This window comes from Microbacterium sp. LWO12-1.2 (genome assembly GCF_040675875.1).
Taxonomy (GTDB): Bacteria; Actinomycetota; Actinomycetes; order Actinomycetales; family Microbacteriaceae; genus Microbacterium.
In genome coordinates, this window is record NZ_JBEGII010000001.1 from 3,994,809 (window position 1) to 4,016,831 (window position 22,023).

Consider the following 22,023-nt stretch of genomic DNA (forward strand, 5'->3'; position numbering starts at 1 on the left):
CCGTTCTCTTGATGGATGTGTGCGTCTAGCGTGGGCGGCACCGACGAAAGAGGAGTCCGCATGTCTGCGAAAGCCCCCACAGCTCCTGAATTCGACTCAGAGTGCCCCGCCGATCAGGCGGAAGAGCAGACCGCCCCCGATGAAGTGCGCACGGAGCGCGTCGATCTCGACCGCTACGTCGTGGTCACCGACGTCCCGATCGGCTACGTGGAATGGGTGGCGCCGGTGTTCGTCTGCTACGCGGGGCACCCGTATCGGAACTCCGAGGAGATCGCGCAGACGCATGGTTTCGATGAGGCCGTGAAGCTGGTCCTCGACCGCGACTCGCGGAAACGCGCTCTGTGAGCCACGAGGTCTGGCCGGGGTCACCGTACCCGCTGGGCGCGACCTTCGATGGGCAGGGCACGAACTTCGCCCTCTTCAGCGAGGGAGCGGAGAAGGTAGAGCTGTGCCTCTTCGACGAGCACGGCGAAGAGGAGCGGGTGCCGCTCTCGGAAGTGGACGCGTTCGTCTGGCACGGATACCTGCCCTCCGTGCAGCCGGGACAGCTCTACGGCTATCGCGTGCACGGCCCGGCCGAACCCGCCGAGGGCAAACGGTTCAACGCGAACAAGCTGCTGCTCGACCCTTACGCCAAGGCAGTCGCCGGCGACATCGACTGGGGGCAGTCGCTGTTCGGATACGACTTCGGCGATCCCGACTCGCGCAACGACGATGACTCCGCCGAGGCGATGGCCAAGGGCGTGGTGATCAATCCGTTCTTCGAGTGGGCGGGTGACCGTCTGCCGAAGACCCCGTACGCGCAGACCGTCATCTACGAGGCGCACGTGAAGGGGCTGACCTTCACCCATCCCGACATCCCCGAGGATCTGCGCGGCACCTATGCCGGCGTCGCTCACCCCGCGATCATCGAGCACCTCGTGCATCTGGGCATCACCGCCCTCGAGCTCATGCCGGTGCACCAGTTCGTGAACGATTCAACGCTGCAGGACAAGGGGCTGTCGAACTACTGGGGCTACAACACGCTCGCCTTCTTCGCCCCGCATGCCTCCTACTCCTCGAGCGGTCAGCACGGTCAGCAGGTGCAGGAGTTCAAGGCCATGGTGCGTGCGCTGCACACCGCGGGCATCGAGGTCATCCTCGACGTCGTGTACAACCACACCGCGGAGGGCAGTCACCTCGGGCCGACCCTGTCGATGCGAGGTATCGACAACGAGGCGTACTACCGCCTCGAGGAGGACCGGCGGTACTACACCGACTACACCGGAACCGGGAACAGCCTCAACGCCGGGAGCCCGCACGCGCTCCAACTCCTCATGGATTCGCTGCGCTACTGGGTCACGGAGATGCACGTCGATGGCTTCCGCTTCGATCTCGCATCCACGCTGGCCAGGGAGTTCTACGACGTCGATCGGCTGTCGACCTTCTTCGAGCTCGTGCAGCAGGACCCGGTGGTGTCGCAGGTGAAGCTCATCGCCGAGCCGTGGGATGTCGGGCCCGGTGGATATCAGGTCGGCAACTTCCCGCCGCAGTGGACGGAGTGGAACGGCAAGTACCGCGACACCGTGCGCGACTTCTGGCGCGGGGAGCCGCAGGCGCTGGGCGAGTTCGCGTCGCGTCTGACCGGATCGGCCGACCTGTACGAGCACTCAGGGCGACGCCCCGTGGCATCGATCAACTTCATCACCGCGCATGACGGGTTCACGCTGCGCGACCTCGTCTCGTACGACGAGAAGCACAACGAGGCGAACGGCGAGGACAACAACGACGGGGAATCGCACAACCGCTCGGACAATCTGGGGGTGGAAGGGCCGACGGACGACGAGCAGATCAACCGACGTCGAGCGCGTCAGCAGCGCAACTTCCTCGCGACGTTGCTGCTGTCGCAGGGCGTGCCCATGATCGCGCACGGCGATGAGCTGGGGCGCACGCAGGGCGGTAACAACAACGGCTACGCGCAGGACAACGAGATCACCTGGATCGACTGGGAGTCCGCGGACGTGCCGCTGATCGAGTTCACCGCCGCCGTGGCGCGCCTGCGGCGGACGCATCCGACGTTCCGACGCAGCCGGTTCTTCAACGGACGCCCGGTGCGTGCCGAAGACGGCGAGCGCGTCCCCGACGTGGCCTGGCTGCGGCCGGATGCCGCGCCCATGGCTCCGGAGGACTGGGATTCGGGATTCGGCCTTGCCGTGGGGATGTTCCTGAACGGGGGAGGGATCCGCGAGCGGGATCTGCGTGGGCGCCCGGTCGCCGATGTGAACTTCCTCGTGTACTTCAACAGTGGCGACGAGCTTGAGATTACGCTCCCGGATGGGCGCTACGCGCCGAGCTGGCAGGTCATGGTCGACACGGCGGGTGAGCGGGGGAACGAGCCCGCGCTCGCCGCGGGGTCGGTGTTCACGCTCGATGCGCGGGCCCTCGTGGTGCTGCGGGAGATCGATGGGGCGGAGATCGCGCCCGATGATTCGGTCGACGCGTCTCTGCGCGTGCAGAGCGAGCAGGCCGTGTTCGCATCCCCCGCACCGACCGCGGAGCATCGCGCATGACTCGGCGACCGCTGTCGACGTACCGGCTGCAGATCCGCGCGCAGTTCACTCTCGACGATGCGGCGGGCCTGGTTCCGTACCTCGCCGAGCTCGGCGTCTCATGGGCGTACCTGTCGCCGCTGCTGGCCGCCGTACCCGGTTCTGATCACGGCTACGACGTGGTGGATCACTCCCGCGTCGATCAGAGCCGCGGGGGAGAGGCCGGACTGCGCCGGTTCGCCGACGCCGCACACGACGCAGGACTCGGCGTCCTCGTGGACATCGTCCCCAATCATGTCGGTGTCGCGATACCGAGGGAGAACCCGTGGTGGTGGGACGTCCTGCGCCTGGGTCGCGGGTCCCGGTACGCCACGGCCTTCGACATCGACTGGCGCCACGGGAACGGCAAGCTCCGGCTGCCGATCCTCGGGTCGGTCGCCGAGGCCGCACTCGACAACGGCGACTTCGTGGTGGACACGACCGCATCGGATGATGCCCCCGATGGCACGCTGTCGTACTTCGAGCACGTGCTCCCGCTCGCTCCGGGCTCGGGAGAGCTGGCGTCAGACCTGCCCGCTCTGCTGGCCGCCCAGCACTACGAGCTGCGGTTCTGGCAGGACCAGAACGCCGAACTCAACTACCGCCGCTTCTTCGCCGTGTCGGAGCTCGCCGGCATCCGGGTGGAACTGCCCGATGTGTTCGCGTCCTCGCATCGTGAGATCGGGCGCTGGATCACCGAGGGTCTCGCTGACGGCATCCGCGTCGATCATCCTGATGGCCTCGCCGACCCCGGCGGGTACCTGGAGGAACTGGCAGGGGTGACAGGAGCCGTGTACACCCTGGTGGAGAAGATCCTCGAGCCCGGAGAGGCGCTGCCGTCGTGGTGGCGCACCGATGGGACCACCGGGTACGACGCGCTCGGCGAGATCGACCGTGTCCTCGTCGATCCCGACGGCGTCGCGGCGCTGTCCCTCCTGGATGCGCGGCTGCGAGCGGACACGGGGCTCCCCGAGGGGCAGAGCTGGCCGGAACTCATCCACACGACCAAGCGGATGATCGCCGACGGGCTCCTGCAGTCGGAGATCCGTCGCTTGGTGCGCAGCCTTCCCTTCGGTGTCGTGGACGCCGAGGACGCACTGGCCGAACTCGTCGCCTGTTTCCCGGTCTATCGCTCCTACCTTCCGGCAGGACGTGCGCATCTGGACGCGGCGTTCGCAGAGGCACGGAAGCGGCGTCCCGAACTCGTGGACGCCTTCGACGAACTGCGTCCCCTGCTCGCCGATGAGCGCACCGAGGTCGGCGTCCGGTTCCCGCAGACGACGGGTGCCGTGATGGCGAAGGGTGTGGAGGACACCGCGTTCTATCGGTGGACACGGCTCGGCACGCTGACCGAAGTGGGCGGCGACCCCTCGATCGCCGCGCTGTCGACCGAGGAGTTCCACGCGGCGCAGGGCGCCCGTCTGGCCGGCTGGCCGCACGCGATGACGACTCTCTCCACGCACGACACCAAGCGCTCGGAAGACGTGCGCGCCCGCCTGAGCGTGCTGTCGGAGATCCCGGAACGCTGGTCCGAGGTGCTGGGCGAGCTGCGTTCGATCGCGTCGACCGGTCATGGCCCGCTCGATGCCCTGCTCTGGCAGGCCGTGGTCGGAGCGTGGCCGATCGCCTCGGATCGCGTGCTCGCCTACGCGCAGAAGGCCGCGAGGGAAGCGGCTGAGGCGACGGGGTGGCAGCATCCGGACGCGGTCTTCGAGGAGGGGCTGGCGGCGATCGCCGATGCCTCCGGCGCAGCCGCGCGCGCCACGGTGGAGCGCTTCGTCGCCGAGATCGACGGCTTCGGCCGCTCGAACTCGCTGTCAGCCAAGCTGTTGCAGCTCACAGGGCCCGGGGTGCCCGATGTCTATCAGGGCACGGAGCTGTGGGACCACTCGCTGGTCGATCCGGACAACCGCCGTCCGGTCGATTTCTCCGAGCGCGCACGTCTGCTCCGAGACCTCGACGCCGATTTCGCCCGCGGTGTTCTGCCGCCGATCGATGACTCAGGGCGGGCGAAACTGCTCGTCACCTCGCGCGCCCTGCGGCTGCGACGTGACAACCCCGAGCTGTTCGCGCTGTACCGCCCCGCGGTCGCGGTGGGCGTGGCGTCCGCTCATGCGGTTGCAGTGGATCGAGGGGGTGTGACGGTGGTCGCGACGAGGCTACCCGTCGGTCTCACCCGTCTCGGCGGATGGGGCGAGACACGGTTGATGCGCCGCGATGTCGCCGCGGTCGACGCGCTGACCGGTCGCCGCATCGAGCCAGGACCCGTGCGGGTGGAGGAACTGCTCGCGGACTATCCGGTGGCGCTGCTGGTGGACGATCGATGATCGAGGTGTGGGCTCCCCACGCGCGACGGATGCGAGTGCGCACCGTGACCGACGACGGGGCGCAGATCGCCGAGCATGAACTCAGCGGTCCTCACGCGCGGGACGGCGTCGCCGGCTGGTGGTCGGCGGACCTCGATCTGGATGACAGCGAGCGCTACGGCTTCCTGATCGACGACGGCGACCAAGTGCGCCCGGATCCGCGCTCACGACGCCAACCCGACGGAGTGCACGGCCCGTCCGCCGCCTTCGACGGCGACCGGTTCGTCTGGACCGACGGCGCGTGGACAGGGCGCCAGCTCGCCGGCGGCGTGCTCTACGAGCTGCACATCGGCACGTTCACGCCCGACGGCACCCTCGATGCGGCGATCGCCCGGCTTGACCACCTCGCCGAGCTCGGCATCACCCACGTGGAGCTGCTGCCGGTCAATGCGTTCAACGGAGCATGGAACTGGGGCTACGACGGGGTGCTCTGGTACTCGGTGCAGGAGAGCTATGGCGGTCCGCGCGCGTACCAGCGGTTCGTGGATGCCGCGCACGCCAGAGGCCTCGCGGTGATCCAGGACGTCGTCTACAACCACCTTGGACCCAGCGGCAACTACCTGCCGGAGTTCGGCCCGTATCTGCGCGCGGGCGAGGGCAACCCCTGGGGTGACTCCGTGGATCTCGGCGAGGCGGCGGTGCGCGAGTACATCCTCGAGAACGCGGAGATGTGGATGCGGGACTTCCACGTCGACGGCCTGCGTCTCGATGCCGTGCACGCGCTGCACGACGAGTCGCCCGTGCACATCCTGCAGGAGCTCGCGCTGCGCACCGACGCGCTGTCGGCCCGGCTGGATCGGCCGCTGACCCTGATCGCCGAATCCGACCTGAATGACCCGACGCTGATCCTGCCGCGAGAGGCGGGCGGCTTCGGGCTGACGGCGCAGTGGTCCGACGACTGGCACCATGCCGTGCACGTGGCGCTGACGGGGGAGACCACGGGCTACTACGCCGATTTCGCGGCGGCGGATGCCGTGCCGAAGGTGTCGCGACACGGCTTCTTCCACGACGGGACGTACTCGTCGTTCCGCGGCAGAGTGCACGGCAGTCCGATCCCCGACGCGGTGCCGAACTGGCGTCTGGTCACTTTCGCGCAGGATCACGACCAGGTCGGCAACCGTGCTGCCGGTGACCGGCTCTCGGCGACGGTGTCACCGGCACGACTCGCTGTCGCCGCCGTGCTCACCCTGACGGCCCCTGGCACGCCCATGCTCTTCATGGGCGAGGAGTGGGGGGCTTCGGCACCCTGGCAGTTCTTCACCTCGCATCCCGAGCCCGAGCTCGCCCGCGCCGTGCGCGAAGGCCGGGTGGCCGAGTTCGCACGGATGGGATGGGATCCCGCCGACGTGCCGGATCCGCAGGACCCGGCGACGTTCCGGCGCTCGCACCTGGACTGGAGCGAGAAGGATGCCCCCGCTCACGCGGCGCTGATGAACCTGTACCGCGACCTGATCACACTGCGGCGCACGCGTCCCGAGCTCACCGACCCCGACATGACCCGCACGCGCGTCGCTGTGATCGCGAACGAGGGTGACCCGAGCGCTCGTGCGTACCGGATCGACCGGGGCCCCTGCGCGGTGCTGATCAATCTCACGGCCGGTGCGGTCGTCTTCGACATCGACCCCGGTCACGCGGTGCTGCTGTCCACCGCCTCCGCGGAGCCGGCTGGTGGCCGCCTGCGGGTGCCGTCCGAAGCGGCGGTCGTACTGGGTCCAGCACGGGCCTGAGCTGCGGCATCCGTCGGCGCGCGGCGAGACGTCGCGACCCGCACCTCGTCGCCAGATGAGAAGCTAGAAGGATGAGCGTTTCCCCTGCCGCCGACGTGCTCGCCCCGCTGAGCGAGGACGAGGTTCGGCGCATCCGCGAAGATTTCCCGATCCTGCAGACCCAGGTGAACGGGCATCCGCTCGCCTATCTCGACTCCGGGGCGACCTCGCAACGACCCTTCACGGTGCTGGATGCCGAGCGCGAATTCGCCTCGACCACGAACTCCGCCGTGCACCGCGGGGCGCACACGCTGGCAGCCGAAGCCACCGAGCTGTTCGAAGACGCACGGGCCACGGTGGCCCGCTTCATCGGTGCCGACGACGACGAGATCGTCTGGACCTCGAACGCGACCGAGGCCATCAACCTCGTCGCCTACTCGCTCTCGAACGCCTCGGTCGGGCGGGGTGGGGTCGAAGCCGACCGCCTCCGGCTGCGCGAGGGCGACGAGATCGTCACGACCGAGATGGAGCATCACGCCAACCTGATCCCCTGGCAGGAACTCGCCGCCCGTACCGGAGCGACGCTGCGTGTGATCCCGCTGGACGACGAGGGAGCGCTCCGACTCGACGAGGCCGCCGCGATCATCACCGACCGCACGAAGATCGTCGCCGTCACGCATGTCTCGAACGTGCTGGGCGTGATCAACCCGGTCGAGCAGATCATCGCGCTCGCGCGTCAGGTCGGCGCCCTCGTGCTGCTCGACGCCTGCCAATCCGCGCCGCATCTGCCGCTCGACGTGCGAGCGCTCGATGTCGACTTCGCGGTGATCTCCGGCCACAAGATGCTCGGACCCACCGGCATCGGCGCGCTCTACGGTCGCCGCGAACTGCTCGCGGCGATGCCGCCGTTCCTGACCGGCGGATCGATGATCACGACCGTCACCACGATGCAGGCCGAGTACCTGCCGCCGCCGCAGCGCTTCGAGGCGGGAACGCAGCGGGTGTCGCAGGCGATCGCGCTCGCCGCAGCCGTCGACTACCTCACCGCGGTCGGCATGCCGCGCATCGCCGCCCATGAGGCCGCCTTCGGTCGCCGCCTGGTCGATGGACTGAGCGGGATCGACGGCGTGCGCGTGCTCGGCGCCGGCATCCAGCTGCCGCGCGTGGGGCTCGCGAGCTTCGACGTCGACGGCATCCACTCGCACGATGTCGGGCAGTTCCTCGACGACCGCGGTATCGCGGTGCGCGTGGGGCACCACTGCGCGCAGCCGTTGCACCGCCGCCTCGGCATCACCTCGTCCACGCGGGCGAGCACCTACCTCTACACGACCGAGGCCGAGGTGGAGGCCGTGATCGACGGCGTCGCCGCGGCCATCGACTTCTTCGGAGTGCGCGCATGACATCCGGCGACCTGCAGAACCTGTACCAGGAGCTCATCCTGGATCACTCCCGCACCCCGTACGGCTTCGGCCTGCGCGAGACCATCGCGGCGCAGTCGCATCAGGTCAACCCGACCTGCGGCGACGAGGTGACCCTGCAGGTGCACCGCGCGGCCGACGGCACCGTCGAGGCGATCGCCTGGGAGGGCCACGGCTGTGCGATCTCGCAGGCGTCGGCGTCGCTGCTCGCCGAGCTCGCCGAAGGTCTCTCGGTGCCCGACCTCGAGGTGCGCATCGATGCGTTCCGAGAGGCGATGCGCTCGCGCGGCAAGATCGAGCCGGACGAGGAACTGCTCGGCGACGCGGCGGCGCTCGGCGGGGTGTCCCGTTACGTGGCTCGGGTGAAATGCGCGATGCTCGCGTGGGTCGCGGCCGAGGACGCACTGCGCAAGTCGGCCTGAGCGGTCGACCGCTCCGCTACGAAGGCGGAGGATGGACGTATGACCGTACGCCTGACTCCGTTGCCCTCTGCACGCTACGACGACTGGAGTGCGGCCACCAGGGAACGGCTCATCCGTCTGCGCCAGGAGTCCGGATCGCGCCTCGGTGAAGAGGCGGTCACGCAGGCGGAGCAGTACTTCACCGAGTTGCTGCCCCAGGGGCTCGATTCCACGGCTTCGCAGGTGCTGCTCATCGCGGATGGCGCCGACGAGCTCGGCACGCTCTGGCTCGGTGCCAACGCCGGGCGCCTCTTCGTGATCGATCTCGCCTTCTCGATCGCGCCGTCGACGTCGCAGGGCGACGAGATCGTGGCAGCTCTCCGGGCCATCGCAACAGGAGAGGAGGCCTCGCTGATCAGCATCGGACTGTTCCCGCAGGATGCGGAGGGGCGTCGTCTCGTCGAAGGGCGGGGCTTCCGCGTCGCCTCCATCCAGATGCTGCTCGAACCGCTGCCCGACAGGATCGTCGCCGATCACGTGATCGTGGCGCCGATGACCCCGGAGCGCTACCCGAGTTTCGCCACCGCGTCCGAAGCGGCGTTCGCGGTGGACCTCGCTGAGTCCGGCCGGTACACCCCCGAGGAAGCCGTCGTGGAATCTCGGCGGCAGTTCGTGCTGGAGCTCCCCGAGGGGCTGGACACGCCAGGGCAGGAGCTGTTCACGGCCACGGTCGACGGGGTCGAGGTCGGCATCCTCTGGATCGGGATGCGGGATCGAGGGGGTCGCCCCCACGCCTTCATCCTCGACGTCGAGGTCGCTGCGGATCACCGACGGAAGGGGTACGGGCGGGAGCTGATGCATGCGACGGAGCGCGAAGCGCGCCGGTTGGGTGCCGGCTCGGTCGGCCTGCACGTGTTCGGTTTCAACGATGCTGCGGTCACGCTGTACGAGGGGCTGGGATACCGGCGACTCGAGGAGCAGTTCATCCTCGACCTCTGAGATACGACATGCCAGCGGGGTTGTGACGCCCGGAGGCTGCGAGGGAATACCCGAGCGCCCACGGCGTTGGCCCCACACATGACAACTCTCGGAATCATCGGTGCAGGACACATCGGATCGCAGGTCGCGCGTGTGGCGGTCGCCCACGGCTACGACGTCGTGATCTCCAACTCGCGCGGACCGGAGACGCTCTCCGCGCTCGTCGAGGAACTCGGGCCGCGGGCACGGGCTGCGACGGCGGTGGAAGCCGGCGAGGCAGGCGACGTCGTCGTGGTCACGGTTCCGCTGCGTGCGCTCGACCAGGTTCCGGTCGAGCCCCTCGCCGGAAAGATCGTGCTGGACACCAACAACTACTACTTCGAGCGCGACGGACACATCGAGGCACTCGACAAGGGTGAGACCACGACATCCGAACTCGTGCAGCAGCACCTTCCGACCTCGAAGATCGCGAAGGCGTTCAACCACATCTATGCGGCCGACATCACCACCGACGGCGCGCCCGCAGGCACGGAGAACCGTCGGGCGCTCGCGACGGCGGGCGATGACGCCGAAGCCGTCGCGTTCATCACCGCCTTCTACGACGAGATCGGATTCGACACGGTGAACGTCGGCCCGTTGAGCGAGTCCTGGCGCGTCGAGCGCGACCGCCCGGCGTACGTCGTGCGCCAGAACGCGGCGGAGCTCGAGGCCAACCTCGCGATCGCGAACCGTCTTCCCTGAGTTCTCGGCTCGGGATGAAGGGGGAGGTCGTCGACGGCGGCCTCCCCCTTCTCGTGGGTAGCGTGACGGGATGGGATACCAAACTTGTCCCCGGTGCCGCCGAGTGAGAGAATCGCGGGATGACGGCGGCGGGGGCTACCGGCGAACTCGAGTCGGTCAGGGTCACGCGAATACTGCGCGATGACATCATTCTCGGGCGCCGCGCGCCAGGATCCCGGCTCGTCGAGCGCGACATCGCTGCCGAACTGAACGTCTCCAGGCTGCCGGTGCGGGAGGCGATCCGCGCGCTGGTGAGCGAAGGTGTCGTCGTGGCACGCCCGCGCACCTGGGCGGTCGTGCGCGAGTTCACTCATCGCGACATCAAGGACTTCGCAGAGGTACGTGAAGCGATCGAGACGCTCATCTTCGTCTTCGCCGCCGAGCGCCACGATGAGGCGGGGATCGCCCGACTTCGCGCGGCGTACGAGCGCGAGCGGGACGCGGCGGCGACGGGCGACGCCGAGGGCGCGCGTATCGCTGCCGCGGAGTTCCATGAGATCGCGGCCGAGCTGGCGGGCAACGAGATGCTGGGCGAGCTCATCGCTGTATTCATCACCCGTCTGCGCTGGCTCTTCGGGCAGCACGACGATCTGCCGGCGATGGCGGAGGAGCACCGCGTCATCCTCGAGACTTTGGCCGCGCGTGACGTCGAATCGATCCGGACGCTCATCCCGCAGCACCTGGCGAACGGGCAGGCCGTCGCAGAGCGTCGACTCGCCAACGGCTACCAGATCTGACGTCGGTCGGGACGGGAAGCCACCTGGTGTCGCCCGCGAGCGGGGGACGTCACGCCACAATCGCTATATATTGATGCGTATCGGAATCGTTCCGGAACTGTCGCGTTGTCCTGGGGAGCGAGATGCGGGGTCTTGCTGTCGCTGTAGGAAGCCTGCTGCTGGCGGGCGGAGCGGTGCTCGTCGTGATCGCCGATCAGGAGCGTGCTGCGGCGCTGGATGAGGTCAAGGCCCAGGTCGTCAAGACCCAACAGCTGTTCGACGACGCCCGTGCGCAGAATCTTCGGCTGGCGGAACAGCTCACAGCCCTCCGGTCCCAGATCGCCGAGCAGGATGCCACGCTCTCCGACTCCACGGGGTTCCTGCAGTGATCCGTCGACTCGTATCGGTCTCCGTCGCGGTCGCCATGGTGCTCTCGGTCGGCATCCTGGCCCGCGCGAACGGCCTCGACGCCGAGCGCGCGGAGGCCGTCGCAGAGCTCACCGCACTCGCCGACACCACCCGCACCGCGCTGCAGCGCACGGACTACCTCGAAGGGGCCGTCGAGCGTGCCGAGGAGGATACCGCGGACCGAGCCGCTGTGCTCGAGGTTCGTCCGGCGTTCCTCACGGAGATCACCGCCTTGAGCACGGCGTTGGCCGGTGCGAAGGGCAAAGTCGACACCGCGGCGCATCGGGCCGCAGCCCTGTCGGCGCAGCAGACCGTGCTCGATGAGCGCGCCGACCCCGACACGGTGAAGAACGCCACCGCCACGGTGCACGCGCTCACCGCGAAGGTCGGCGAAGAAGTCGCCACCTGGCAGGCCGTCCAGCTCGCGCAGAGCGCGGGCCCCGGCGGGCCGGCATGGAGCACGAGCGGACCCGACGGCTACGCACGGGTGCGTGCCGCACTCGACCGCGTCGGCGGCGGGGGCGTGGGGCTCTACGAGTCATCCTCGTGCGCGGGGGGCAACGCGCCCGCGTGCGCGAACAGCAGCGGCTACATCAAGTACCGTGCCGACATCGCGAACTGGAGCGAGGGCCGACTCAACTGGGCGATGGCGCACGAGCTCGCGCACATCTATCAGTTCCGGGTCTGGGGTGCGCTGAACTCGTCAGGGGCGTATCACTCGATGTTCGGCGGCGATCCGGAGTTCCTGGCGAACTGCATGGCCGTCGTGCGCGGCTACCCCGGCGGCGTGGGCTGCAACGGCGATCAGCAGGCCTGGGCCTCTGGTATCTGGGTCGGCGCAGTGCGCTGAGCGCAGGCCCGGCACTGTCCCACTGGGTCGCGATCAGACGCGCGTGAGGGGGAAGTGCGGTGTCGGCGGTAGCTCGACGTCGATCGTGTCTCCGGCGGCCACGGTTCCGCCGCGGGAGATGATGCCCATGACCCCGGCGAGTCGGACGACGCGGCCCTCATCATCGGTCGTGATCACCTGCTTGAGCAGGCCGGACTGGAAATCGTTGATCTGCTGGCACGGGTTGCGGAGGCCTGTGATCGTCACCACCGCATCGCCGAAGTGCAGTCGAGCGCCGACAGGAAGTGCCAGCAGGTCGATATCCCTGGTGGTGATGTTCTCGCCGAGTTCACCGGGTACGACGCCGTGACCGCTCGCGCGCAGCTGGTCGAACAGTTCTTCATGGATCAGGTGCACCTGTCGCAGGTTCGGCTGCGACGGGTCTGCAGCCACCCGTGAGCGGTGCTGTACGGTTGCGCCGCAGTGCGCGTCCCCTTCGACACCGAGCCCCTCGAGGAGTGTGATCGACTCACGTGTCAGCTTGCTGAAGGTGTGCGAAGCATGGGAATGAACTGCGACAACCCGAGGAGCCATGTCTCGATCGTTTCACGAAACATCGGGACTCTCGACCGCTCGCCTTCCGTGGCACGCGCTACCGCAGCGGTGTGGTGGTGTCGATCGCCTCGCGCAGCGGGCCACGCATCACGCGCCAGTACGCCGACGGAGCCACCCGCACGAGCACGTCGATGAGTCGCGCTTCACGCCCGACCATCGTCCGGCCGCGTCGGCGCTTCGTCGCCTGCACGATCCGGGCCGCAGCGTCGGCGGGCTCGGTGTGGTACATCGCTGCCTGCGCCTCGGCGGCTCGTGCGGCGACAGCGGGGTCGATCGCGGCGGCGTACCTGCCGTGCAGGATGATGCCGGTGCGCACACCGGCCGGATACACCGCGCCGACCGAGACCGAGGTTCCCTCCAGCTCGTGCCGCAGCGCCTCCGAGAACGCGCGTACGGCGAACTTGCTCATCGCGTAGGGGATGCGCCCCGCCGGAGAGGCGAGCGCATAGACGCTGGCCAGGTGCGAGATATGGGCGGCCGGTGCCTTCCGCAGCGCCGGCAGCAGGGCCTTGGTGATCGAGACGGTGCCCCAGAGATTCACGTCGGTCAGCCAGCGCATCTCCTCCATCGTCAGCTGATCGAGATTGCCGAGCATCGACGAGCCGGCGCACGTGATGAGGGCGTTGATCCGCGGATGCGCGGCGGTGATCTCGGCGGCGGTGGCGAATACGGCGTCGTCATCGCGGAGGTCGACCACGTGGGTGGTCACCGTGGTGCCGCTCAGCCCCGCGGCGACCTCGGCGAGAGCGGCGGCATTGTGGTCGATCAGCGCGAGATGCGCGCCTTCGACCGCGAGTAGCCGGGCGATCGACGCGCCCATGCCGCTGGCCGCACCGGTGATCACGGTCGTGCTCCCGGCAAGGTGGAGGTGCTTCATGCTTCTCCTTCTGGCGCGCGGCGGTGCGCGTCGTCTGGGTGGTCGTCGGGCCGGGTGAGATCCCGATCCGAACCATTCTGTCCGACGCTTCGAGCAAGCGATACCGGTACGCTCGTGAGGAGGAGGTACCGGTGGGACGGACAGCGGATGCCATCGCTGAAGGTGTCGCGATCGCGACCGCTGCAGCGCGCCTGGCCGTCAAGAATCACATCCTCGTCGGCACGATCGCCGAGAACGGAGTCTTCGACACCGACAAGTACATCGACGACGCCCGAGAGGCATTGCGCGCGATGGCCGAGGAGTCCGAAGAGGCCGCAGCGAACGTGACCGCTCTGCGCAAGAGGGCGCGCGGTCGCCACTCCGACCCGTCCGGTACGCACGACTACCGCGACCGCGATGTGCGCAATCTCCGTCGCAGGGCGAAGCAGTCCAGCGGCGTCGCCGCGAAGCTGCGTGACGTGATGCAGGACCGCGACCAGCTGCGCGTCATCGTCGAGGAGGCTCGTGAGGCGGCCTGGGCCGACGTGCGCCACAACCTCGACCGCCGACTGCGGGTCGAGGGGATGCGTCCGGATCAGGACCCCGATTACGACCGCATGCGCGAGGCGCGGATGCAGGCGCTGCGGCTCGTCGATCTGCAGGCGCTGTCGTCGCAGCAGCGCGCCAAAGCCAAGCGCAAGAAGAAGCAGAAAGCCGACGCCGAGGCCGAGTGAGGCCCCGTTTCGCTTTCCCGTCGCGACTGTTGTAGGCTGTTCTACGGCCCGCTGAGCGGTCCAGGAGCGCCCGTAGCTCAATGGATAGAGCATCTGACTACGGATCAGAAGGTTAGGGGTTCGAGTCCCTTCGGGCGCACATCAGTTGAAACGGCTTCCACTTCGGTGGAGGCCGTTTCTGCGTTAACGGCTCCTTTTTCCGAGGGGTCAAGACACGCCGCGCCCGCGGTCGAGGCAGCGGCGTGTTCTGACCCCTGAGGGTCGGGCTACCCGAGCAACTCCACCCCGAACCCGGCCACCACGGCGCGCAATTCGGCGAGGTAGCGCTGCGCCTGCTCGGTGAGCGGGATGGCGGAGTGGTCGATCCATCCGATCTCGATCCGCTCATCGATGTCGAGCGGGATCGCGACGATCTCCGGGTCGAGGTCGTCGCTGATGATGCCTGTGGAGATCGTGTAGCCGTCGAGTCCGATCATGAGGTTGAAGATGGTGGCGCGGTCCGCCACCCTGATCTCCTGCTTGCTCGACAGGGTGGAGAGGATCTCCTCGGCGAAGTAGAACGAGTTGTTCGCGCCCTGGTCGAAGGTGAGCCGCGGCAGGTCGGCGAGATCGTCGAGCGTGACGTGATCTCGCGCGGCGAGCGGGTTCTTCCGCGAGATGAAGATGTGCGGGTCGGCGAGGAAGAGCGGATGGAACGCGAGCCCTGAATCCCGGAGGAGCTTGTCGATGACGTTCCGGTTGAAGTCGTTCCGGTACAGGATGCCGAGCTCACTGCGGAGCGTGCGGACATCCTCGATGATCTCCCACGTGCGCGTCTCCCGCAGCGAGAACTCGTACTCGGCCGCATTGCTGCCCTTGACCATGCGCACGAAGGCGTCGACCACGAAGGAGTAGTGCTGCGCCGAGACGCCCAGCAGGCGTCGCGACGGTGCCCGACCGAGGTAGCGCTGCTCGAGCAGGGCCACCTGCTCGGTGACCTGCCGCGCATATCCGAGGAACTCCACCCCCTCTGTGGTGAGCGTCACTCCGCGGGCCGAGCGGAGGAAGAGAGTGCGGCCGATCCGCGTCTCCAGATCCTTCATCGCCGCCGACATCGTCGGTTGGGAGACGTAGAGCAGGTCCGCGGCCGCGCTGATCGACCCCTCCGCGGCGACCTCGATGAAGTAGACGAGCTGCTGCAGGGTGATGCCGTTGGATCCGCGAGCCATAGGTGGATCCTATAACAATGCATAGCCGCGGCTACTTACCCGATATCCGCGCCCTGCCTGCACGATGGAAGCACAGACTTCCGCGCGGCCGATTCCGGCCGATCACAGCTATCAGATGGGCCGCTCATGGCGAACGAATTCACGTTCAACATCTCCACCACCCGCTTCGACGAGGACTACGCGCCCTCCGAGAACTCCCGCATCACCACGAACTTCGCCAACCTCGCCCGCGGCGAGCACCGCCAGCAGAACCTCCACAACGCGCTGACGATGATCGAGCGTCGATTCAACTCCCTCGCTCACTGGGACAACCCCACCCAGGACCGCTACGGCGTCGAGCTCGAGATCGTCTCGGTCGAGTTGGAGTTCTCCACGGGCGATGAGGACAAGGCGTTCCCGCTGCTCGAGGTCCTCGACATCCAGATCGTCGACCGGGTCACCGGCGCACGTCATCACGGGATCGTGGGCAACAACTTCTCGTCCTACGTGCGCGACTACGACTTCAGTGTGCTGCTGCCGGCGACCACAGAGGCTGCGGGCAAGTTCACGCTTCCCGTCGAGTTCGGCGTGCTGCACGGCAAGCTGTTCCAGCACTTCCTCGCCTCGGACGCGTATCAGGAGCGGTTCTCGAGCTCGCCCGTCATCTGCATCAGCGTCTCGACGAGCAAGGAGTACCAGCGCACCGCGAACCACCACCCGGTCCTCGGCGTGGAGTATCAGCAGAACGACTACTCCCTCACGGATGAGTACTTCGGCAAGATGGGTCTGCAGGTGCGCTACTTCATGCCCCCCGGAAGCGTGGCGCCGCTCGCGTTCTACTTCAAGGGCGACCTGCTGAACGACTACTCGAACCTGCAGCTGGCCGGCACCATCAGCACGATGGAGACGTTCCAGAAGATCTATCGTCCGGAGATCTACAACGCGAACGCGGCGGCGGCACACGTCTACCGGCCGACGCTCGATCAGCAGAACTTCTCGTCGACGCAGATCGCGTACGACCGCGTCGAGCGCAGCCAGCTCGCCAGTGCGCAGGGCAAGTACACGGAAGAGCACTTCATGAAGCCGCACCAGGATGTTCTCGATCGCTGGGCCGCCGATTACCCGACCCCGGTCGCCTGAACTGCGGAGCATCACGGACATGACCACTCTTCTTCCCACCTCGATCGTGGGCAGCCTCCCGAAGCCCTCGTGGCTCGCGCAGCCGGAAACCCTCTGGTCCCCCTGGAAGCTCGAGGGCGATGCCCTGATCGAGGGCAAGCAGGATGCGCTGCGCATCGCCGTGCAGGAGCAGCGCCAGCGCGGCATCGACATCATCAGCGACGGCGAGCAGACCCGCCAGCACTTCGTCACCACGTTCATCGAGCACCTCGACGGCGTCGACTTCGATCAGCGTGAGACCGTGCGGATCCGCAACCGCTACGACGCGAGCGTTCCGACCGTCGTGGGTGCGGTGAGCCGTCAGAAGCCGGTGTTCGTCGACGACGCGAAGTACCTCCGTCAGCAGACCGACCAGCCGATCAAGTGGGCGCTTCCCGGTCCGATGACGATGATCGACACTCTCGCCGACCGTCACTACAAGAGCCGCGAGAAGCTGGCGTGGGAGTTCGCGACCATCCTCAACCAGGAGGCGCGGGAGCTCGAGGCTGCAGGGGTCGACATCATCCAGTTCGACGAGCCCTCCTTCAACGTCTTCTTCGACGAGGTGCAGGACTGGGGCGTGGCGGCGCTGGAGCGTGCGGTCGAAGGGCTGAGCGCCGAGACCGTCGTGCACATCTGTTACGGCTACGGCATCAAGGCGAACACCGACTGGAAAGCCACCCTCGGTTCGGAGTGGCGTCAGTACGAGGAGTCCTTCCCGCTTCTGCAGCAGTCCTCCATCGACGTCATCTCGCTGGAGAGCCAGAACTCCCATGTACCGATCGACCTCCTCGAGCTCGTCCGAGGCAAGAAGGTCATGCTCGGTGCCATCGATGTGGCGAACGAGACGGTCGAGACGCCGGAGCAGGTCGCCGAGACCCTGCGCAAGGCGCTCGCCTTCGTGGATGCCGACAAGCTCATCCCGAGCACGAACTGCGGCATGGCTCCGCTGCCCCGCGATGTCGCGAGCGGCAAGCTGGGTGCGCTCAGCGCGGGCGCGGCCATCGTTCGCGAGGAGCTCGCCGCTGCGAGGGTCTGACCTGCGATCAGATCGACTCGCGCCGGATCGGAGGACACACGATACGCAGCTGCGATGACGATTCCGGAGGCGAATCGATCCCCAGCAGCACGCGCACGCCCGCAGCACCCAGCTCGTAGTGGGGGAGCGCGACCGTCGACAGCGGCGGACGCAGATGTGCGGCGATGACATCCTGATTGTCGAAGCCCATGACGGCGATGTCCTCGGGAATGCGCAGCCCCTGTTCCCGCAGGCCGTCATAGAGTCCCATGGCCACCCGGTCGTTGTGGCAGAAGACCGCTGTCGCGCCGGATGCCAGCACGTTCGATGTGGCTGCGTACCCGCCTTCCTGCGCCGGCTCTGAGGGGAAGACCAGAGCCTCATCGAAACCGATGCCTGCCGCCTCCAACGCTCCCCGGTAGCCGGCAAGGCGACCCGACTGCGCCGGTGACGGCGTGGTGGTGTTGATGAATGCGATCCGACGATGGCCTGCCGCCAGCAGCTCCTCGGTCGCGGTGCGCCCGCCCTGTTCCTCGTCGGGGACCACGGAACGCAGTCCGCTCCCGTCGGCGAAGCAGTCGACGAGCACCGCATCAGTCTGGTGCAACGCCGGGGGCACGACGATCTCGCGGTGGTACCACGTCGAGTAGAGAATCCCGTGCACCTGATGCTCGAGCATCATCGCGATGGCATCGTTCTCGACAGCCGTGTTGCCGTCGGTGTTGGCCACGAGAAGTACGTAGCCGTGCTTCCACGCCTCATCCTGGGCGCCGTGGATGATCTGGCCGGCGAACGGCGTCGTCGCGATCGCATCGGCGACGAGGCCGATGAAGCGCGACGTGCCCTGAGAGAGCGTCTTCGCGAGCGCGTTCTGCCGGTAGCCGAGGTCGATGACCGCCTGTTGCACTCGCCGCCGCGCGTCCGGGCCGATGCGGGACCCGGGCTTGTCGTTGACGACATGTGAAACCGTCGCCACCGAGACCCCGGCCGCCTTCGCGACATCGCGCATCGTGACCGAGGGGGTGTGCTTGCCCTGCTCAGAACCGCTCATCCCTTGGTCGCTCCGCTCTCGAGTCCGTTGATCATGGCCTTGTTCAGTACCAGGAACACCAGCAGCAGGGGTGTCACCGTCACGCACACCGCCGCGAACGTCGCCGTCCAATCAGTGTTGCCCATCGCCCCGATGTAGTTCTGCAGGCCGAGCGGAATGGTCTTCAATCCGTCGGAGAGAACGAACGTGTTCGCGAAGATGAAATCGTTCCAGATGAAGATGCTGTTCACGAGCACCACGGTAATGATCGTATTCACCGAGAGCGGGAACGTGATCTGCGCGAAGATGCGATAGGGACCCGCGCCGTCCAAGGAAGCGGCTTCGTACATCTCCCGCGGAATGTACTCGTAGAACGATGAGAACAGATACACCGCCATGGGGAGCGAGAACGCGGCGAGGGGAATGATCATCGACATGTGCGTGTCGAGCAGGCCGACTTGCGAGTAGTCGATGAACAGCGGCACGAGGGCGATCTGCACTGGCACGATGATGCCGAGCAGGAACAGTGATCGGACGAGGGCGCTGAACCGGAATCCGAGCACCTGCAGAGCGAACGCGGCCATCATGCCGGCGACGACGATCAGCACGCTCGCGCCCAGCGTGACGATGAGGCTGTTGAGGATGTTGAGCCATAGATTCCCGGAGGCGAAGGCTCGGGTGTAGTTCTCGAGGGTGAACTCGGTCGGCAGCGCGAACGGGTTGCCACCGGCGAAGTCGCTGGCGGTCCGGAAGCTGGTGAGTAGCAGCCACAGGAGCGGGTACACCTGCACGATGACGATCAGCACGACGGTCACGCTGAGGAGGGTTCTCTGCACACGCACCCGGGAGGAGCCGGACGAAGTGGTTCGACGGCGCGGCGGCAGGGGGAGTGCCGGCTCGGTCGGACGAGCGGGTTCGGTGAGTACTGACGCGGTCATGAGTCATCCCTTCGACGAAGGAGCAGGAAGATGAGGCCGACGGCGATGAGGCACTCGACGACGATGAACACCGAGATGGCACTCGCGTAGCCGTAGTCGGTGTGGACGAACGCGGTCTTGTACATGTACGTCGTCAGCAGTTCGGAGGACTGGCCGGGGCCGCCGTTGGTGAGCAGGTACGGGATGTCGAAGCCGCGCAGGGCGAAGGTCGTCGCCATGATCGTCGTGGTGATCCAGACCGGACGGATGTAGGGGAACCGGATGCGCCAGAACACCTGCCACCAGGATGCGCCGTCGAGTCTCGCGGCCTCTTCGAGGTCCTTGGGCACGGCGATGAGGGCGGCGTAGATGATGAGCATGTACAGCCCTGTGAAGCGCCAGCCTTCAGGGATCGACACCGCGGCCAGCACGGTCTGCACGTTCGAGAGCCAGGCCGTCTGCAGATGTTCGAGCCCGATCCACGCGAGGAACTGATTGAGCAGACCGACGGGATCGAGCGAGTAGATGCGTTGGAAGAGGAAAGCGATCGCCACGGTCGAGATCACGGCGGGCAGCAGGTACAGCGTCTTCACCAGCTCGCGAGCCCGGGGGAGCGCCGTCAGGAGTCCAGCGACGGCCAGCGCGCCTCCGAGCTGCAGCACCAGGCAGATCACGAGGTAGCCCAGCGCGTTTCCGAATGCGGTCCAGAAGACGTCGTCGCGGGTGAGCATCTTGACGTAGTTGTCGAGGCCGACGAATCCCATGTCGGTGATGCCGTCCCAGCTGAAGAAGCTCAAGACCAGCGACTGCAGGATCGGCAGCAGGACGGCCACGCCGTAGAGCAGCAGCGGCGGAACGAGGAACACGGCAACCGAGAGGCGAGAGCGACGCGGCAGCATCGAGGTCAGAGCACGCTTCGGCTTCCGTGGCCGGGGCGAGCGCGGCGACGCCGCACCCACCCCGGCCTGCGCGAGATCAGTCATCGATGTTCTCCGCGAGGCTCGCATCCATGGTCTTGATGAACTCGTCCGGGGTGATGTCCCCCTGCACGAGCAGTGTCAGCTCCTGCTGCAGGCGCGTGTTCGTCGCCGGGTCCAGCTGCGTGTCCCAGGGCATCGCGATCTTCGGTCCCACGTTGTCGGCTTCGGTCACAGCGCGCGAGTACAGCTCGGTGGCATTGCCGGGAATCGTGGTCTCGACGTTCGTGGTGGGCGAGAGCGCACCGGTCGCCGCGTACAGCTCCGGGTAGCGTTCGAGCGCGAACGCGAGGAAGTCGCGGACCAGCGGGTCGTACGTCTGTGCGTTCACGGCCATGCCGATGCCGGACGGGGTCACATACTCGTTGTCTTCGGTGACGGCGCCATCGATGGTCGGGAGTGTGAAGTAGTCGACATCATCACGCACGGCGGCGTCGAGTGAATCGGTCGCGAGGTTGCCGAGTTCCCAGGTGCCGATGTTGTACACGGCTGCGCGTCCCGAGGTGAAGAGCGCCTGTGCGTCGGCGTAGCCCGTCGACGAGAAGCCCTCCTGGAAGCATCCGGCCTGACCGAGGCTGTACAGCCACTCCGCCGCCGCGCGTCCCGCGGGATCGGCGAACGACGCATCCCCGTTCTTGAGGTCCTGGATGTACTCCGGCCCTGCCATGCGGAACGGGTAGTAGGCCATGTAGCGCTCGAGAGGCCACTGGTCCTGACCGTCGAGGGCGATCGGCGTGATGCCTTCAGCACGGAGCGCCTCGCACATCTGCGGGAAGTCATCCAGCGTCGCCGGAACCGTGACGCCGGCGTCTTCGAACAGCGCGGAGTTGTACCAGAAGAACTCGAGCTGGAACTCGAACGGCACCATGTAGAGCGAGCCGTCGTCGAAGCGCTGGTAGTTGACCGCGGCTTCGCGGTACTCGTCGCTGAGGCCGAGATCTTCCAGCAGCAGGTCGACATCGACCATGCGTCCTTGCTCTGCGAGCTTCTGCGCGAACGGTGTCGCATCCGTGTCGAAGAGCTCCGGAAGCTTGTTCGCGGCCGCCAACGTCTCGTACTTCTGGATGTAGGAGGGGCGGTCGGGCGTCGTGATGAGGTTGAGCGCGAACCCGGGGTGCTCGGCGGCGTACTCGTCGGCGATCTGCTCCATCGTCGTGATGACGCCGCCATCTGCCGGCCGCGAGAGCAGCCAGGAGATCTCGCGGGGGACGACCTCGCCGTCCGGGTCGACATCTGTGGGGTCGGCGCTGCCGGATGTGCCGGTGCAGCTGGTGAGTGCGAGTGCGGTGACAGCGAGTGCGGCGAAGAACGTCACCGCGCGGGGGGTGGTGTGCATGTCGGAATCTCCTTTGATCGTGTGCG

At 67.2% G+C, this 22,023-nt stretch carries 21 protein-coding genes and 1 tRNA gene; 15 read left to right on the forward strand and 7 right to left on the reverse strand.

The features are described from left to right. Positions 1–60 precede the first annotated feature (60 nt). The 11 genes from MRBLWO12_RS19045 (at position 61) to MRBLWO12_RS19095 (ending at position 12,190) form a co-directional block, all read left to right on the forward strand. Positions 61–345, forward strand: a complete 285-nt coding sequence (locus MRBLWO12_RS19045) for a hypothetical protein (RefSeq protein ID WP_363558347.1) — start codon at positions 61–63, stop codon at positions 343–345. After that, positions 342–2,549 (forward strand): glycogen debranching protein GlgX, encoded by a 2,208-nt coding sequence (gene glgX, locus MRBLWO12_RS19050; RefSeq protein ID WP_363558349.1) that lies wholly within the window; start codon positions 342–344, stop codon positions 2,547–2,549. Before MRBLWO12_RS19045 ends, glgX begins: the two co-directional genes overlap by 4 nt. Then, positions 2,546–4,894 carry a malto-oligosyltrehalose synthase gene (gene treY / locus MRBLWO12_RS19055; RefSeq protein WP_363558351.1) on the forward strand — a complete coding sequence of 783 codons (2,349 nt, stop codon included), beginning with the start codon at positions 2,546–2,548 and terminating at the stop codon, positions 4,892–4,894. The genes glgX and treY overlap by 4 nt, the downstream gene beginning before the upstream one ends. Then, positions 4,891–6,660 carry a malto-oligosyltrehalose trehalohydrolase gene (treZ, locus tag MRBLWO12_RS19060; protein WP_363558353.1) on the forward strand — a complete coding sequence of 590 codons (1,770 nt, stop codon included), beginning with the start codon at positions 4,891–4,893 and terminating at the stop codon, positions 6,658–6,660. Before treY ends, treZ begins: the two co-directional genes overlap by 4 nt. A gap of 71 nt (positions 6,661–6,731) precedes the next feature. Further along, positions 6,732–8,039, forward strand: a complete 1,308-nt coding sequence (locus MRBLWO12_RS19065; protein ID WP_363558355.1) for a cysteine desulfurase — start codon at positions 6,732–6,734, stop codon at positions 8,037–8,039. After that, on the forward strand, positions 8,036–8,479 hold the full coding sequence (gene sufU / locus MRBLWO12_RS19070; RefSeq protein WP_363558357.1) for a Fe-S cluster assembly sulfur transfer protein SufU: 444 nt from the start codon (positions 8,036–8,038) through the stop codon (positions 8,477–8,479). Before MRBLWO12_RS19065 ends, sufU begins: the two co-directional genes overlap by 4 nt. 39 nt (positions 8,480–8,518) lie before the next feature. Beyond that, on the forward strand, positions 8,519–9,457 hold the full coding sequence (locus MRBLWO12_RS19075) for a GNAT family N-acetyltransferase (RefSeq protein WP_363558359.1): 939 nt from the start codon (positions 8,519–8,521) through the stop codon (positions 9,455–9,457). Between the two features lie 66 nt (positions 9,458–9,523). Continuing rightward, positions 9,524–10,177 carry an NADPH-dependent F420 reductase gene (locus MRBLWO12_RS19080; protein WP_414685499.1) on the forward strand — a complete coding sequence of 218 codons (654 nt, stop codon included), beginning with the start codon at positions 9,524–9,526 and terminating at the stop codon, positions 10,175–10,177. A gap of 119 nt (positions 10,178–10,296) precedes the next feature. Then, positions 10,297–10,953, forward strand: a complete 657-nt coding sequence (locus MRBLWO12_RS19085; protein WP_363558363.1) for a GntR family transcriptional regulator — start codon at positions 10,297–10,299, stop codon at positions 10,951–10,953. 122 nt (positions 10,954–11,075) lie between these two features. Further along, on the forward strand, positions 11,076–11,321 hold the full coding sequence (locus MRBLWO12_RS19090) for a hypothetical protein (protein WP_363558365.1): 246 nt from the start codon (positions 11,076–11,078) through the stop codon (positions 11,319–11,321). Further along, positions 11,318–12,190, forward strand: coding sequence for a hypothetical protein (locus tag MRBLWO12_RS19095; RefSeq protein ID WP_363558367.1), 873 nt, complete (start codon positions 11,318–11,320; stop codon positions 12,188–12,190). Before MRBLWO12_RS19090 ends, MRBLWO12_RS19095 begins: the two co-directional genes overlap by 4 nt. A 33-nt stretch (positions 12,191–12,223) precedes the next feature. Here the strand turns inward: MRBLWO12_RS19095 and MRBLWO12_RS19100 are convergent, their stop codons facing one another. Continuing rightward, positions 12,224–12,763 carry an MOSC domain-containing protein gene (locus MRBLWO12_RS19100; protein ID WP_363558369.1) on the reverse strand — a complete coding sequence of 180 codons (540 nt, stop codon included), beginning with the start codon at positions 12,761–12,763 and terminating at the stop codon, positions 12,224–12,226. Between the two features lie 58 nt (positions 12,764–12,821). After that, positions 12,822–13,661, reverse strand: a complete 840-nt coding sequence (locus tag MRBLWO12_RS19105; RefSeq protein WP_363558371.1) for an SDR family NAD(P)-dependent oxidoreductase — start codon at positions 13,659–13,661, stop codon at positions 12,822–12,824. Between the two features lie 131 nt (positions 13,662–13,792). Here MRBLWO12_RS19105 and MRBLWO12_RS19110 point away from each other — a divergent pair, with 131 nt between their 5' ends. Beyond that, positions 13,793–14,374 (forward strand): asparagine synthase, encoded by a 582-nt coding sequence (locus tag MRBLWO12_RS19110; protein ID WP_363558373.1) that lies wholly within the window; start codon positions 13,793–13,795, stop codon positions 14,372–14,374. Between the two features lie 66 nt (positions 14,375–14,440). Further along, positions 14,441–14,513: transfer RNA gene (locus tag MRBLWO12_RS19115), tRNA-Arg, on the forward strand. Between the two features lie 127 nt (positions 14,514–14,640). Here the strand turns inward: MRBLWO12_RS19115 and MRBLWO12_RS19120 are convergent. Beyond that, positions 14,641–15,582, reverse strand: a complete 942-nt coding sequence (locus MRBLWO12_RS19120; protein ID WP_363558375.1) for a LysR family transcriptional regulator — start codon at positions 15,580–15,582, stop codon at positions 14,641–14,643. A gap of 126 nt (positions 15,583–15,708) precedes the next feature. Here MRBLWO12_RS19120 and MRBLWO12_RS19125 point away from each other — a divergent pair, with 126 nt between their 5' ends. Continuing rightward, the gene (locus tag MRBLWO12_RS19125) at positions 15,709–16,701 is read left to right on the forward strand and encodes a putative oxygenase MesX (protein ID WP_363558377.1); all 993 of its coding nucleotides are present in this window, start codon (positions 15,709–15,711) and stop codon (positions 16,699–16,701) included. A 19-nt stretch (positions 16,702–16,720) separates the two neighbouring features. After that, on the forward strand, positions 16,721–17,758 hold the full coding sequence (locus MRBLWO12_RS19130) for a methionine synthase (RefSeq protein ID WP_363558379.1): 1,038 nt from the start codon (positions 16,721–16,723) through the stop codon (positions 17,756–17,758). A 7-nt stretch (positions 17,759–17,765) separates the two neighbouring features. Here the strand turns inward: MRBLWO12_RS19130 and MRBLWO12_RS19135 are convergent, their stop codons facing one another. The 4 genes from MRBLWO12_RS19135 to MRBLWO12_RS19150 form a co-directional block, all read right to left on the reverse strand. Further along, positions 17,766–18,788 carry a LacI family DNA-binding transcriptional regulator gene (locus MRBLWO12_RS19135; RefSeq protein WP_363558381.1) on the reverse strand — a complete coding sequence of 341 codons (1,023 nt, stop codon included), beginning with the start codon at positions 18,786–18,788 and terminating at the stop codon, positions 17,766–17,768. After that, on the reverse strand, positions 18,785–19,705 hold the full coding sequence (locus MRBLWO12_RS19140) for a carbohydrate ABC transporter permease (RefSeq protein ID WP_363558383.1): 921 nt from the start codon (positions 19,703–19,705) through the stop codon (positions 18,785–18,787). The genes MRBLWO12_RS19135 and MRBLWO12_RS19140 overlap by 4 nt, the downstream gene beginning before the upstream one ends. Continuing rightward, positions 19,702–20,583 (reverse strand): carbohydrate ABC transporter permease, encoded by an 882-nt coding sequence (locus MRBLWO12_RS19145; RefSeq protein ID WP_363558664.1) that lies wholly within the window; start codon positions 20,581–20,583, stop codon positions 19,702–19,704. The genes MRBLWO12_RS19140 and MRBLWO12_RS19145 overlap by 4 nt, the downstream gene beginning before the upstream one ends. Positions 20,584–20,659: 76 nt before the next feature. Continuing rightward, on the reverse strand, positions 20,660–21,997 hold the full coding sequence (locus MRBLWO12_RS19150; protein WP_363558385.1) for an ABC transporter substrate-binding protein: 1,338 nt from the start codon (positions 21,995–21,997) through the stop codon (positions 20,660–20,662). Positions 21,998–22,023: the final 26 nt, after the last annotated feature.

Excerpts from the sequence above, each read along its gene's own strand:
- MRBLWO12_RS19140 (WP_363558383.1), bottom strand. The coding sequence starts at position 19,705 with ATGACCGCGTCAGTACTCACCGAACCCGCTCGTCCGACCGAGCCGGCA.
- sufU (WP_363558357.1), top strand. The coding sequence starts at position 8,036 with ATGACATCCGGCGACCTGCAGAACCTGTACCAGGAGCTCATCCTGGAT.
- MRBLWO12_RS19075 (WP_363558359.1), top strand. The coding sequence starts at position 8,519 with ATGACCGTACGCCTGACTCCGTTGCCCTCTGCACGCTACGACGACTGG.
- MRBLWO12_RS19135 (WP_363558381.1), bottom strand. The coding sequence starts at position 18,788 with ATGAGCGGTTCTGAGCAGGGCAAGCACACCCCCTCGGTCACGATGCGC.
- treY (WP_363558351.1), top strand. The coding sequence starts at position 2,546 with ATGACTCGGCGACCGCTGTCGACGTACCGGCTGCAGATCCGCGCGCAG.
- MRBLWO12_RS19105 (WP_363558371.1), bottom strand. The coding sequence starts at position 13,661 with ATGAAGCACCTCCACCTTGCCGGGAGCACGACCGTGATCACCGGTGCG.
- MRBLWO12_RS19130 (WP_363558379.1), top strand. The coding sequence starts at position 16,721 with ATGACCACTCTTCTTCCCACCTCGATCGTGGGCAGCCTCCCGAAGCCC.
- MRBLWO12_RS19085 (WP_363558363.1), top strand. The coding sequence starts at position 10,297 with ATGACGGCGGCGGGGGCTACCGGCGAACTCGAGTCGGTCAGGGTCACG.
- MRBLWO12_RS19125 (WP_363558377.1), top strand. The coding sequence starts at position 15,709 with ATGGCGAACGAATTCACGTTCAACATCTCCACCACCCGCTTCGACGAG.
- treZ (WP_363558353.1), top strand. The coding sequence starts at position 4,891 with ATGATCGAGGTGTGGGCTCCCCACGCGCGACGGATGCGAGTGCGCACC.
- MRBLWO12_RS19120 (WP_363558375.1), bottom strand. The coding sequence starts at position 15,582 with ATGGCTCGCGGATCCAACGGCATCACCCTGCAGCAGCTCGTCTACTTC.
- MRBLWO12_RS19150 (WP_363558385.1), bottom strand. The coding sequence starts at position 21,997 with ATGCACACCACCCCCCGCGCGGTGACGTTCTTCGCCGCACTCGCTGTC.
- MRBLWO12_RS19090 (WP_363558365.1), top strand. The coding sequence starts at position 11,076 with ATGCGGGGTCTTGCTGTCGCTGTAGGAAGCCTGCTGCTGGCGGGCGGA.
- MRBLWO12_RS19045 (WP_363558347.1), top strand. The coding sequence starts at position 61 with ATGTCTGCGAAAGCCCCCACAGCTCCTGAATTCGACTCAGAGTGCCCC.
- MRBLWO12_RS19100 (WP_363558369.1), bottom strand. The coding sequence starts at position 12,763 with ATGGCTCCTCGGGTTGTCGCAGTTCATTCCCATGCTTCGCACACCTTC.
- MRBLWO12_RS19065 (WP_363558355.1), top strand. The coding sequence starts at position 6,732 with ATGAGCGTTTCCCCTGCCGCCGACGTGCTCGCCCCGCTGAGCGAGGAC.
- MRBLWO12_RS19145 (WP_363558664.1), bottom strand. The coding sequence starts at position 20,583 with ATGCTGCCGCGTCGCTCTCGCCTCTCGGTTGCCGTGTTCCTCGTTCCG.